The organism is Pseudomaricurvus sp. HS19, from assembly GCF_009857815.1.
Classification (GTDB): Bacteria; Pseudomonadota; Gammaproteobacteria; order Pseudomonadales; family Cellvibrionaceae; genus Pseudomaricurvus.
The window spans coordinates 104,963-116,966 of sequence record NZ_WVVW01000012.1 but is presented as its reverse complement, the minus strand read 5'-3'; the positions used below and the strand labels follow the sequence as shown (position 1 = coordinate 116,966).

9 protein-coding genes are annotated in these 12,004 nt (G+C 58.8%); 3 read left to right on the top strand and 6 right to left on the bottom strand.

The genetic code is table 11. The annotated features are described in order from the left end of the window. Positions 1-249: 249 nt before the first annotated feature. Positions 250-2,394: a 4Fe-4S binding protein gene (locus tag GSF27_RS15835; RefSeq protein ID WP_160970920.1), complete on the top strand. Its 2,145-nt coding sequence runs from the start codon at positions 250-252 to the stop codon at positions 2,392-2,394. Here GSF27_RS15835 and GSF27_RS15830 read toward each other — a convergent pair. Both GSF27_RS15830 and GSF27_RS15825 read right to left on the bottom strand, forming a co-directional pair. After that, positions 2,366-4,900 carry a hypothetical protein gene (locus GSF27_RS15830; RefSeq protein WP_160970919.1) on the bottom strand — a complete coding sequence of 845 codons (2,535 nt, stop codon included), beginning with the start codon at positions 4,898-4,900 and terminating at the stop codon, positions 2,366-2,368. The two genes, GSF27_RS15835 and GSF27_RS15830, sit on opposite strands and share 29 nt — an antisense overlap. 160 nt (positions 4,901-5,060) lie before the next feature. Beyond that, on the bottom strand, positions 5,061-6,290 hold the full coding sequence (locus GSF27_RS15825; protein ID WP_160970917.1) for a nucleoside recognition domain-containing protein: 1,230 nt from the start codon (positions 6,288-6,290) through the stop codon (positions 5,061-5,063). A gap of 307 nt (positions 6,291-6,597) precedes the next feature. On the opposite strand from GSF27_RS15825, the gene GSF27_RS15820 reads away from it, so the two are divergent. Continuing rightward, positions 6,598-6,807, top strand: a complete 210-nt coding sequence (locus GSF27_RS15820; protein ID WP_160970915.1) for a cold-shock protein — start codon at positions 6,598-6,600, stop codon at positions 6,805-6,807. An 87-nt stretch (positions 6,808-6,894) separates the two neighbouring features. On the opposite strand, the gene GSF27_RS15815 is transcribed toward GSF27_RS15820, so the two are convergent. Both GSF27_RS15815 and GSF27_RS15810 read right to left on the bottom strand, forming a co-directional pair. Beyond that, positions 6,895-7,815 (bottom strand): glutathione S-transferase family protein, encoded by a 921-nt coding sequence (locus tag GSF27_RS15815; RefSeq protein ID WP_160970913.1) that lies wholly within the window; start codon positions 7,813-7,815, stop codon positions 6,895-6,897. 64 nt (positions 7,816-7,879) lie between these two features. Continuing rightward, positions 7,880-8,497 (bottom strand): FMN-dependent NADH-azoreductase, encoded by a 618-nt coding sequence (locus tag GSF27_RS15810; protein WP_160970911.1) that lies wholly within the window; start codon positions 8,495-8,497, stop codon positions 7,880-7,882. A gap of 169 nt (positions 8,498-8,666) precedes the next feature. Between GSF27_RS15810 and GSF27_RS15805 the strand changes: the two genes are divergently transcribed. After that, the gene (locus GSF27_RS15805; RefSeq protein WP_160970909.1) at positions 8,667-9,566 is read left to right on the top strand and encodes a LysR substrate-binding domain-containing protein; all 900 of its coding nucleotides are present in this window, start codon (positions 8,667-8,669) and stop codon (positions 9,564-9,566) included. 35 nt (positions 9,567-9,601) lie between these two features. On the opposite strand, the gene GSF27_RS15800 is transcribed toward GSF27_RS15805, so the two are convergent. Next, positions 9,602-11,116 (bottom strand): archaeosortase/exosortase family protein, encoded by a 1,515-nt coding sequence (locus GSF27_RS15800; protein ID WP_160970907.1) that lies wholly within the window; start codon positions 11,114-11,116, stop codon positions 9,602-9,604. Further along, entirely contained in the window at positions 11,109-11,969 is an 861-nt protein-coding gene (locus tag GSF27_RS15795) for a sterol desaturase family protein (RefSeq protein ID WP_160970905.1), read from the bottom strand. The genes GSF27_RS15800 and GSF27_RS15795 overlap by 8 nt, the downstream gene beginning before the upstream one ends. Between the last annotated feature and the right edge of the window lie 35 nt (positions 11,970-12,004).

The window sequence follows — 12,004 nt, the reverse complement described above, 5'->3', positions numbered from 1 at the left end:
TCAGTGCCTTGCCGGAAGCCTTCTCTCTGTGCCTTCATGCTAGCGGAGCGAGGCTCTGCGACAATTGGCAGTAAGGTCTAATGTCCCTGCAGAAATTTACGACTTTGGTAGCGTTTTTTTCGCCCGTTGTCTTCGCGCCTGCCCATAATCTGATGCCAAAAAACGACCAAAGTCGTAAGCAACCCCGCCACTGGTGGTATAGGGGAGGAGGCCGCAAACGCGCACACTGGAGCCATGAGACTCCTCTCAATGTGGCCCTGTTCGCGCGCTCTCCAGCCACCGCTGCTGCGGCGACTGACGGCTGTCTGGTGTGCCGGACTACTGCTGTTGGTGGCGCAGTTCACTGTCGCTGCTTCCGGTGTGCAGGAGGGACGTTACGATGATGCCCTGCGGCAGTTTTTTCCCAGCGCTACCCGCTTTGCCGCCGAGGCCGAAGGCCGCCCGATCCGGGTGGCCTACCAGCTGAACGAAGTCATCGGCTACGCCCTGGTGAGCAACGACCACGTGGACCTGAAGGGCTTTTCCGGCGAACGCATTAACCTGCTGATCGGCATGGACACCAAAGGATCGCTGCAGGGGCTGCAGATACTGCATCACCATGAGCCGATCTTCCTGCACGGGCTGGGACCGGAACCACTGCTGCAGTTTGTTGACCAGTACCGGGGACACCGCCTGTCGGAACGCATCATCATCGACGGCAAGGCGGACAGCAGCGCCAGCGACAGCAACGTCTATTTCGATGGCATCACCAAAGCCACGGTATCGGTGATGGTTATCAACGACACCATTATCTCTGCCGCCCGTGAAGTGGCGCGACAGGTCATTGCTGACTTTGCCCAGGTGGCAGCCGTACGGATACGGCAGGACAACTTCACCCCCATGGGCTGGCCGCAGCTGCTGGAACAGGGGCTGGTGCAACGACTCATCATCAGCCCACGGCAGTTGCAGCAAGCCCTGCCCGGCACCGACCTGGCGTCCGAGTCCAGTACAGCAGGCTCCGATGAAGCCGTACTCACCCTCTACCTGCTCTACCTCAATCCCCCTCTGGTGGGTCGCAACTTCCTCGGCGACAGCGATTACCAGCGACTGCTGCAAAAGCTGGAACCCGGTGAGCACGCCATTGCTCTCTTCTCCACCGGACTCTATGACTACCTGGGGGAGGAGTTCCGTCCCGGCACCGCGCCGGCCCGGGTCAGCCTGTCGCAACAGTCGCTGCCTATCGGCATTCGTGACCTCAACTTTTTTCACATCACCGAGCCTCGGTTAAGCAGTGACGTACCATTTTCGGATAACCTGCGGCTGTTTCGTATCCGCCCCCAGGCGGGCTTTAATCCATCCGCGCCGACGCAACTGACACTGACCATTAACGTTCGCAAAAATCACCTCAGCTCCGTCTCCGCCACCTTCAGTGACACTCACTCCCTACCCGCCACACTGTTCGAAGTGGTTGAGCAGGCCCGGTCCAGCTGGCGGGATAAACCCTGGATCAAACTGTGGATGGGACGACTGCCGGAGATTGCCATCCTGTTGGCCGGACTGGCCCTGCTGACCCTGCTCTTTATCCGCCAGCAAGCCCTGATTACTCCGGCACCGCGCTTCTTCCGCATCCGTCACGGCTTTCTTGCCTTTACCCTGCTGTTTATCGGCTTCCATGCACAGGGCCAGTTGTCGGTGGTGAATATCTATCCCCTGCTGCTGGCTCTGCAGAAAGATTTTGATCTGAGCGTCTACCTGCTGGATCCCGTCATCCTGATTCTCTGGCTCTACGTACTGGTGACACTGCTGTTGTGGGGCCGTGGGCTCTTCTGCGGCTGGCTCTGTCCCTTCGGGGTGATGCAGGAGTGGACCGCCCTGCTGGCGCAACGGCTGCGCATTCGCCAGTGGCGTATTCCGGAGCGCCTGCACCAACGACTGCTGTGGGTGAAATACCTGTTGCTGGCGGGGCTGCTGGGGACAGCACTGGTATCGATTACCGCTGCGGAAAAAGCGGCAGAAGTAGAGCCCTTCAAGACCGCGGTAACCCTGGGGTTTGTGCGCGAGTGGCCGTTTGTGGTTTACGCGTTGCTGTTACTGGGGGCGGGACTGTTCGTGCATAAGTTCTATTGCCGCTACCTCTGCCCTCTGGGCGCCTTTCTGGCTCTGGCGGGCAAGCTGCACCGTTTCGAGTGGCTGCAACGTCGCAGCGAGTGCGGCTCCCCCTGCCAGCTCTGCCGTCGCCGCTGCGGCATTCAGGCCATAGCACCGGGTGGAGATATTGATTACAACGAATGTATTCAGTGTCTCGAGTGTGTGGTTATCCTGGAGGATGCCAACCAATGTGCCCCACAACGCAGTGCAACCAAAAGGGCGCAGTCGGCCAACCAGGTTAAAACTGCAGAATACGTTCAGCCTTGAAGTAGATCTCCCGTGCCGTAAGCCCGCGTTGATCCACATCGGATTGATACTCCTGTTCAAAACGCACACCGCTGAGCAGTTTCCACTTGGGGTCCGGCTGGTAGATGACGGTGTACTCAAAGATGCCATCGGTCTCTTTGCCCAGCTCATTGCCTCGCCAACGATCGATATCACGTTTGGTCAGGTCGTGTGTCCAGAGCATGCGGTGGGTGATCTTCGGGCTCTGGTAGTACATGGCCCGTAAGGTGAAAAACTCCTCTTTGTAGAGCCGCTCCTGATCCACATGGAAACTGCGCCAGGTCAGGGACGCCATCAGGCTGAGGCGACCGGAGAACCACTCCAGTTTTGGAATCATTTCCCGCAGGTCGCCGAGCACCAGGTTTTCCGGATCCGCCGTACGTCCCCAGCGACCGTCAAAATAGAGGGTCCATGAAGCAAAGGGGGATGTCTGGGAGTACCACTGCCAATATTGTTCCCGGAACATCGGTGCGTTGTCGGCAACGGAGAGATCCGCCTGGTCGAGCCGGTTGACCGCCCGGTCGCGCAACCAGCGCCCTACCCGCAGAGTGGTCTGGTAACTGCCGCGAAACTCCAGCCAGCCGGTGTAACTGGTCTCCAGCGCGTCGTCCTCCTCGTGGGAACGCATATGCCCCGCTACCAGGTAGCCCCGCAGCCGCGACTGGCTCTCGTCTTTTTCCGCCGTCCGGAAGTACCACTTGCGGCCGTAGGCAAAATTGATGGCCCGGAAATCCACCCGTTTGATAAAACCCAGGTCGGCGCGAAAGTCCGGCGAGACGTCGTAATAACGCGCCCAGTAAAGGGACTCAGGGCCATCGTGTTTGTAGCGTAACTGCAGATTGTAGCCTTGCAGACTGCTGTCAAACTCTGCCCGTTTTACAAACGGATTCACCGCACAGTAACCCAGCTCACAATCCGCCACCGGCGGTGTGGTAGTACAGCCACTGCTGTTGCACAGGTCCTCGGCAAAGCGTTGCGGGTATTCGGTGTCCGACACCATCAGCTGGCCACGCACCTTGTCATCCACCCCCAGGTTACCGGTACCTGCCACACTCAGCAGCGCGTTGTGGTAGTCCTCTCCGGAACGGAAGGTTCCCAACAGACCCAGGCTGCGCTTGCCGAAGTAGCGCTCCGAGTTAAACGCCAGGGCCGTGCTCTCCTCGGTTACGCTGACGGTATCCGAGCCCAGGTTGTCGGGCATGGTGATCTGGGTCTGCTGGTCCAGCGCCAGCAGCACTCCGGTGGTGTAGTCCTGACCGCTGCCCAGATAGGAGACGGCAATATCGGGTTGGACAATATTGCGGGTGTAGACCGCCTTGTTAAGCGTCTGGAAATACTCCCCTACATCCACAAACATGGTGCGCTGTTCCGGCTGGAACGGATCAAACTGGTTGTTGATGCTGTCGCGGGCGATATCCGATTCGGTTTCCGAGTAGTTGGGGTTAACCGTCATACCCAACCAGCTCTGTTCACTGACCGCGTACTTCATGGAGAAGCCAAGCGCATAGAGTCGCTGGTCATCCACCTGTTCGAAGCTGCCGCCGATATCACGCTCCTCGTTCTTGTCGTAGACAAGGTGTGGTACCAGCGTCAGTTTGGGTACCTTCTCCTGCGGGTTACTGATTCCCTCCCCTTCCGCCGGGTCCATCGCACCTGCATTGCCGGACTGGCGTCCGCCACCACTGGTATTGGTATTGGCTGCTGTTGCGGCACCGTCCTTCGCTGTGGTCGTTTCCGGCTCCCGGTCGGTCGGCGCTGTCGGATCCTCCAGCAGGATCAGCGCAAACACATTGCCCAGCGTCCGGTCGACCCGTCGCGGGTGGTGACGTTTCAGGATAACCAGTGGTGGCAAGGCCCCGGCAGCGGACTCCACGTCACTGGCCATACGGGTTTGCGGCCGGGGAATGGCCATCTCCACACTGTAGCCGTGGGGATGAATACGGGCGGCGGCTTGCCACTGTGCATCCCAGTCGTAGATGTAGCGGTCGCTGGGCGTGTCCTGCAGGACATCGGAGACAGAGCCGTTGGGGTTAACCCGGAACTCGTACTTGCGCAGACCACGACCGGTGGGATCCACCACCACCGAGACGTAGTCATCGTTCTTGATGCCATCCCGGGAGCGCACTCCGCTGCGCAATTGGGACATGTCGTCATCGTCGGCCTCGAAGGCAACATAGACGTGGGTTGAAGAGACACGAACCCAGACCCGGGTGGTCACCTCGGCGGGCGCCAGACGTACGGGGAACATCTCCCAGGGCAGGTCCATTTCCGGGCTGGAGGACCAGAAGGCGCTCTCCACATAGCCGTCGAGAACCGGGGCTCCTTCCGCGGTCTTCAGGGTGATGGTGGGCAGGGTGAGACCTTCGGTCAGGTTGCCCTCGGCGGAGAGACCGGCTTCGGCGTCCGGCGCATTATCCTCGAACTCCTCAATCCCATAGGCCGGCAGGGCCAGAGGGATAAGCAGGGCAATCCTGAACAGGACTGGCAAAAGCGGCAGTAAAACTTCAGAACATCGCCACCGTCTGGTGTGGGTTGCCAAGGTTATTCTTCCCTGATTTGCATAGGCCCGTATCAATCTGTCGTTGCGATCAACTTACTGTTCGCAAGAGTATAGATAATGGGCGCCATCCCGCACGGCGTTCCCGCCCTCAACCGAAAAACCAGTAGCCGACGGCAATCGCCGTTACTATGCCGACCCCGTCGGCAAACAGGCCACAGGCGGCGGCGTGACGGATGCGCTTGATCCCTACCGCGCCGAAGTAGACCGCCAGCACATAGAAAGTGGTTTCGGTGCTGCCCTGCACCGTGGCTGCGATCAACGCCGGGAAGGAATCCACACCGTAGTTATTCATGGTCTCCAGCATCATGGCGCGGGCACCGGATCCACTCAGCGGCTTCATAAAGGCGGTGGGCAGCGCCTCCACAAAGCGGGTATCCATACCCACCACCTCAAAACACCAGCGCACCGCCTGCAGCAGGTAATCGAGCATACCGCTGGCACGGAAGACACCGATGGCCACCAGCATCGCCAACAGGTAAGGGAGGATGGTAATGGCCAGCTGGAATCCCTCTTTGGCGCCTTCAATAAAGCTCTCGTAGACATTAATACGACGGCGGATACCGGCAACCATAAACAGGATCACCACCGAGAAGAGCAGCAGGTTGGCGATCAGCGAGGATACGCTGGTGAGCTCGTCGGGCGTCAGCCGCGTCAGGTAGAGGACCAGGGCCAGCAGCAGCGCCACGGCACTGCCCAGGTACGCCAGCACCACACGATTGAAGATATTGAGTTTCTGCACCATCGCCACCGCCAGCAGGCCGGCAATACTGGAGGCACTGGTAGCCAGCAGTATGGGCAGGAACACGGTGGCCGGTTCCGGCGCCCCCTGCTGCGCCCGGTACATGAGGATGGCAATGGGAAACAGGGTCAGCGACGAGGTGTTGAGCACCAGGAACAGTATCTGGGCGTTGGAGGCGCTGTCGGGCCTGGGGTTGAGGGTCTGCAGGCTCTGCATGGCCTTGATGCCAATAGGTGTGGCGGCATTGTCCAGCCCCATCATGTTGGCGGCAAAGTTCATGGTGATGTGGCCCAGCGCCGGATGGTTGCGGGGCACCCCGGGCATCAGGTGGGCAAACAACGGCGACAGCAGGCGCGCCAGTTTCTCCACCAGGCCGGAGTGTTCGCCAATTTTCAGGATACCCATCCACAGGGTCAGGATGCCCACCAGCCCCAGGGCGATATCGAAGGAGAGCTTCGACATTTCAAACAGCGCGGAGACCAGGGTATTGAAGATTGCCGTATTGCCCTGCAACAGCAGCTGGGCCAGCGCCGAGACAAACGCGGCCAGAAAAAAGAAGAGCCAAATCCAGTTGAGCATCAGCAGTTTCGTCCAGGGTTTTGGCTATTCTAGGGAATAAGGCGTGCCAGGGGAAAGGCGCCCGGCGATACTGAAAACCGGGCCTCAGATTATTTTTCAACCAATCAGAGATATCTGTATACAGGCACCTGCAATGGGGGTATAGTGCTTCCCGGCTAGAAAGAAAGCCTCCAAATGAAAATCTACATTTAACGGTCTCCTGCTCTTGCAACGCCGTCCTGCAGTTTTCCTAGGTATAGTCTTTTCCAAGCTACTCCGCCTCTGACAAAGGCACCCGTTTAATTTATTTGAATATCAGGACGTTATTATGTCTAACAGAGTTAAAGGCACCGTTAAGTGGTTCAACGAATCCAAAGGTTTCGGTTTCATTCAGCAAGAATCCGGTCCAGACGTTTTTGCCCATTTCAGCGCCATTTCCGGTTCAGGCTTCAAAACCCTGGCCGAAGGCCAAGCTGTTGAGTTCACAGTAACTCAAGGCCAGAAAGGTCCTCAGGCTGAGAACATCGTTGCGCTGTAAGGCCAACCGTTCCGCTTGAACAAAAAAAGCAGGCTCCGGCCTGCTTTTTTTTTCGTCTGCGCTTTATGTCGCGGAGCCTGCGACTGCTTACAGCTCCAGCAGCGGCCCCAGGGGCACGATGCCGGTGGGATTAATGGTCTTGTGACTGCCGTAGTAGTGCTGTTTGATGTGGGTGAAGTTGACCGTCTCAGCCACGCCCGGCAGGTGGTAGATGCCCCGCAGGTAGGCTGACAGGTTCGGGTAACTGGCCAGGGTGCGCAGGTTGCACTTGAAGTGCCCCACGTAGACCGGATCAAAACGCACCAGGGTGGTAAATAGGCGGATATCCGCCTCCGTCAGCTGGTTACCCACCAGGTAGTCCTGATTCTCCAGACGCTGCTCCAGCCAATCCAGTGCTGCAAACAACTCTGTCACCGCCGACTCGTAAACCGCCTGGTCGGTGGCAAAACCCGCCTTGTAGACCCCGTTATTCACGCTGTCATACACGCGACTGTTGATAGCATCAATCTCGTTGCGCAGGGACGCCGGGCAGTAGTTACCCTGGTCACCGGTGAGGTGATCAAAGGCACTGTTGAAAATACGGATAATCTCCGCCGACTCGTTGTTGACGATGGTCCGGGTCTGCTTGTCCCACAGCACCGGTACCGTAACCCGCCCTTCGTAACCCGGATCCGCTTTCAGGTAGAGCTGGTAGAGATAGTCCAGGCCATACAGGTCGTCGCCACCTTCGCCAAACTCCCAGCCGTTCTCAAGCATCAGCGGCTCTACCACCGTGACACCGATCAGCCCTTCCAGTTTTTTCAGGCGGCGCATGATCAGGGTGCGGTGTGCCCAGGGACAGGCCAGGGAGACATAGAGGTGGTAGCGTCCTGCTTCAGCCTTGAAGCCACTGCTGCCATCGGCGCTGATCTGGTTGCGGAAGCGGCTCTCCTGGCGCTGGAAGGCGCCGCCGGTGCTTTCGGTGTCGTACCACTGGTCACGCCACTCACCCTGCTGCAATACACCCATGATCTTTGCTCCTCTCTGTCCTGTCTTCAATCCGGTTCCGGCTTTGCATCTGTCCCGGCTTTGATTATGCCTCTGCCAGGCTGCCTACCAGCTCATCAATCTGGGCCTTTGCTTTGGCCCTCACACCGTCGGCATCTGCGCCGGAGCCGCCGGCATCAACAATATGCACCTTGCGCACACCGATAAAGCCAAGCACCTGGCGCAGGTAGCTGCTGACAAAATCCACCGCGGAACCTACCGGCGCGCCACCACTGGCCACCACCACAAAGGCTTCCTCGATACCGCTCAGCCCTTCGGGACCGTTTTCGGTGTAACGGAAGGTTTTGCGGGCGCGACAGATGTGATCAATCCAGGTTTTCAGGTTGGCCGGAATGCCGAAGTTGTACATGGGGGCACCGATCACCAGGTAGCGAGTATTCAGCACCTCCTCCACCAGCTCGTCGGAGAGCGCCTGCTGTATCAGGATGTCCGGGTCTTCGGAGTCGAAGCTGCCATGGATGGCGGTCAGCTGCTCAGCGGTCACCTGCGGGAAGGGGTTCTCCCCCACATCGTGACTGACCAGCTGCAGCTCTTCTTCCCGTGCCAGCAGCTGCTGTGTCAGGTAATCGGTGAGGTGACGGGAGTTGGACGCGGTGCCGCGGGCACTGCTGTCGATACGCACTAACAGGTTGGAATTGCTCATGACTCGCTCCGTTATCTGGGCCCCTGTCCGGTGAACCATTCACCGCGTCAGGCCATTAAGGGGTTGTAATCTTCAGTAATGACAGTCTATCGCCGCGACGGAGCTTGAATAACGGTGGATTTCCGATAGATTTGTTCAAAGTTTTTGAACAGCCTGCGGGGCACCTGCCATGAACCACTCCCCCCTGACCCTGGAAGCCCTGGAAGTCATCGACCAGATTGAGCGTCGCGGCAGTTTTGCCAGCGCCGCCGAGCACCTCAACAAGGTGCCATCCGCCCTCTCCTACATAGTGCAGAAGCTGGAGGAGCAACTGGGGGTAACCCTGTTCCAGCGCCAGGGGCGGCGCTCGGTACTGACCCCGGCTGGCCGTCACCTGCTGGAGGAGGGACGCCAGCTGCTGCAGGCCGCCGAACGCCTGGCCAACCAGACCCGGGAGATCGCCATTGGCTGGGAGCCCCGCATCCGCATCGCCTTCGACACCATTCTCGATTTCGACCAGCTATTGCCGGTTCTGCAGGAGTTTCTGCAGCAACACCCGCAGATCGAGCTGGATATTGGCGAGGAGGTTCTCGGTGGCACCTGGGAGGCGTTGATTGAAGACCGGGTGGACCTGTTGATCGGGGCCGGCGGCCCGGTGCCTCCGCAACAAGGGCTTCGCTCCGAGAAATTTGGCACCCTGGAGATGGTGTTTGCCGTTGCCGCCGGGCACCCGCTTATCAACGCGCCACAGCCACTGCAGAAAGAACTGTTGAAGGCCCACCGCTGGGTGGTGGTGCACGACAGCTCACGCTTCAGCGTGCCCCGGGATACCGGACGTATCAGCAGTGAAGAGCGACTCTACGTGCGCACCATCGCCCAGAAAATAGCTGCCCAACAGGCGGGGCTGGGTATCGGTTATCTACCGAAGAAGCGTATCCGGGAGCAGCTGGAACGGGGGGACTTGGTGGAGCTGTCCATCGAGAACAGTACGCCTCACATTAACGACACCCTGGTGGCGTGGAAGACTGTCAATCGGGGCAAGGGGTTACAGAGCCTGGTCAAGGCGCTGCTGCAAGCCAGTGACCAATAAGGAGGAGAGTCAGGGTAGAGCGCCCTCCTTTCCCCTCATTGGCCTTCCCCAACCGCGGTGCTGAAGAGCTGCGCCAACTCTGCCGACGTGATCTCGTGGCCGCGATCAGAGGCGATGGCAACCAAGCTCACCTGCTGCCCGGCTTCGCCCACCAACCGGCTATAACCACGCCACAGGCGGAAGACCAGTACCGAAGCGGTAAAGCGATCATTCATCTGATAGGCGTAGTAGAGCTGGCCCAACTGTCGCCCCCGCTGCGCCATGTAGGTGGCGCGAACATAGGTCCCACGGCAAATCCCCTCGTCACACAGCTCCCGCACTTCCGAATGGTTGTACGGAAACCCCGGCCGGAATAGCCGGACGGCACCGCCACTGACCTTGCTCTCAGGCGTTAACGGTATAACTCGATAGACCAGGATTTGCCGGTCGCCCTGACGATAGGTGGCGGCATCTTCCGCAACCAGACCGGCCCTCACCTCTGGCTGCCACAACGGCTGCCCGGCAGTTTTTTGCCACCCCCCCATCTCCATCGGCAGTAACATCGTACCCGCAGCTACGGCGCCATGCCCCCGTGAATAAACGGTCAGCAACGGAGCGGCAATTAACACCGCTACTGTCATGCCCACCCCCAGCAGACCTGCGGGCCCCTGTGCTGCCAACTTCCGCCCTGCAATGGCAGCGGGTTCCTGATGGGTATTTTCCGGCTGCAGTTTGTAAAAGACAAAAAACAGGAGCGCAAAGCAGGGGATCAATGCCGGCATCTCAAACCAGGCGTGATCCAGCTGGCTGCTCCCCCCCACTAAATAGTCGTAGGTAATAATGCCCGCGATCCGAAAGGCATTGGCCAACAGCGCCAGCACGCCTCCCAGCAGGGAGAGCAGGAAAACCCTCAACAGTGACCGGTAGATCAACAACCCGAACGCCCAACCCGTCAGCAATCCCAGCAGGATAAACTGCAAGCCGGCACAGTAATCGATGACGATATAGCGTTTACCGCCAACGTACAGAGAGTAACCTTCCGACTCGAGAGGCAGCTGGACTATGAAGGCGTAACCCTTAACCAGCAATATGGCCACTGACTTCAGCGTGGGCAGGAAAAGCTCCCACACTGGCAAGGCAAACAGCAGCATCGCCAGATAGGGTAAGGCTCGCAGGAACAGTGACGGTCCCAACACCGACAGAACCAGACTGCTTAAAACACCCAGCAGCGCCAACTGCCTGAGCAGCGAGATATTGGTCCACTCGCCCAGCAACCAGACCGCAGCAGCGAGAGCCGCCAGCGGGATCCCCCAGCCACAGGCCCGAGGGGGCGAGGACAAAAACTGCTGTCGGTTATACCACAGCAGTATCAAGGTAAGCGGAACGACAAAACGCCCGATCTTAAAATGGGACGACTGACTCCAGACCGCAGCAGTCTCCACAAAGGTATCGCTGTACGCAATGACAACACACAGCAGTGTGATTACCAGCGTGGCCAGCGCCCACAGCCACTCCTGGCTTATACGACCTTCGGGATACTCCCTGCTTTGATGCTGGCATGTGTCAGTCACGACACGGGCTCTTATCATCTGATGGTATGGCTGCCGACCCCCTTTCCTCCGCCACTGCCGGAATGGGGCGCAACGGCAGCCATAGCAGGCGCAGGAAACGGCTATCCTCTGGTGCCCGGAAATACTCAAGACCGCACTTCAGCGGCCCGACCTGGCCATCGGGCAGTTTCCGGTAGGTGCTGAAAATCCGGTCCCAAAGCGTGAATACAGTACCAAAATTGCTGTCCGTTTCCGGTCTGCTGGCGGAGTGATGGACCGCGTGAACCGCGGGCGTCACCAACAGCAGCGACAGCACTCTTTCCCACCTTTCCGGGAATCGCAGATTGGCATGAGACAGCAGTGCAACGACAGTTTCCGCCAGCACGTACAACAAAATGGACAGTGCCGGTATCCCTGATACCACCACAAAGCCATAGAGAATGAGTGTGCCCAGGACGACCTCAACAGGGTGATGCCGTACCGTGGTGGTAAAGTCTGTCTCAACGTCGGTATGGTGAATCATATGCAGGCGCCATAAGGGGCGCCACGCGTGAAAGAGTCGATGTTGAAAGTAGGCCAATAAATCGAGCGCCAGAAAGCCTGTGACAACCGCAAGCGGGAACGCCACTGGCCATTGATGCAGCAAACCCAGCTCTCTGGATATCGGCATCTCACTGACAGCCGCTGCCGAAAGCGGTAACAGAAAACGGGACATCGACGCGTTGACCAGATAAAGCCCGAGGTTTGCCCCCCACCGCCGATTAACAGACGCAGAATCCGGCTTGTTTGCCGGCTGAACCATCTCCAATATCGCCAGCAGTACCGCCACGCCGAAGAACAGATAGGCGCTGAATAGGGTAAGTTGCTCAGACATATCAGCCTACAGATGGTGGAGGGGAGACCGGGGAT